The organism is Rhizobium sp. Rhizsp42 (assembly GCF_047304155.1).
In the GTDB taxonomy this organism is placed as follows: domain Bacteria; phylum Pseudomonadota; class Alphaproteobacteria; order Rhizobiales; family Rhizobiaceae; genus Rhizobium.
Genome location: NZ_JBGLYS010000105.1, coordinates 1 through 1,151, shown reverse-complemented (window position 1 = coordinate 1,151; position 1,151 = coordinate 1). Strand labels below are relative to the sequence as shown.

Sequence of the window (1,151 nt, the reverse complement as noted above, 5' to 3'; positions counted from 1 at the left end):
TTGCAAGCTCGTTAGGCGCGTTTTTTCTTTCGCCTTTGACGAGGAGGTCATGCGTAAAGCTGATGCACAAAGCAGGAGACAGGGCATTTAGACGACGGCTGGCATACTCTTATACGCGGGTTGGGTACCGCATTTCCGTGTGTTCGTCTGGGGCTGCCTCTGTCTAATCTCGGGCATGGATGTATCCGCCACATAGAGTCCGCGAGGGTTCCCCACCGGAGCCCTGCCTCCAACTTTGCACATCAGACAGATGATTGAGTTTCTCGATAATTTTCCGCCGACGGTCGGCGCTTTAAACCTTTGTTGCAGGAGCGACCTCCTGCCCAATCGCCCACAGGAACGCGGCCATTTCTCGCGCAATGGCGGTGACCGCGACGACCTTCGGCTTGCCTGCCGCGATTAGTTTTCGATAGCGCGCGCAAAGCCGTATTTGGCCTTTCCAGGCAATCTCGCGAACTGTCCTTGGCAGTCCCTCCAGCCGTGCCTGGATCGTCGGGCTTACCCGTGCAGGGAAGCGATATGTCCAAGCCCCTTCAATGAGAACTCTTCGAGCCCTTGTGTTACCCGCCTTGGTAATCCCACCACGCTTGACCCGTTCGCCCGTCGAGCTCTCCGACGGCACGAGGCCAAGATATGCCATCAACTGACGGGGATTATCAAAGCGCCTGACGTCGCCGATTTCGACGACAAAGGTGACCGCCGTCATGAACGCGACGCCGCGCATCGCTTGATAGGCGGCCACAACCGGCGCCATCGACCAGGAAGCTGCGGTCTCCGCCACCAACTTCGTTAGCCTGTCCAGACGCACGCCGGCATCCTCGATGGCCTGGCAATATTCTGCCAACAGGATTTGGTGGGCGGGGTGATCAAATCCCTGGCACGCCAGCCACCGTACATGGGCGCGCGTCCATGGCTTGCGTCCGGTATAGATGCGGCCGTGACGCAACAAGAAAGATTGAAGTTGCTGACGCGCCTGTTTCAGCGCGTCGTTGGCAGCTTCGCGGGCTCGTACCAGGTCGCGGATCGCCTCATGACCTTCGTCCGGAACCCAGACCGAGGTCAGTTCGCCCGCCCGGTGCAGCCGCGCCAGGCTTACGGCATCCCGGCGGTTTGTCTTCACCCGGTCGCCCGCACGCCTGGGCACGAGCGAT

General features: G+C 60.0%; 1 protein-coding gene. It reads right to left on the bottom strand.

What is annotated here, in order from left to right; genetic code table 11:
• Positions 1–292: 292 nt before the first annotated feature.
• Positions 293–1,151 (bottom strand): IS110 family transposase (locus ACCD05_RS31725; RefSeq protein ID WP_413397635.1); only part of this gene is annotated, 859 nt, incomplete at its 5' end.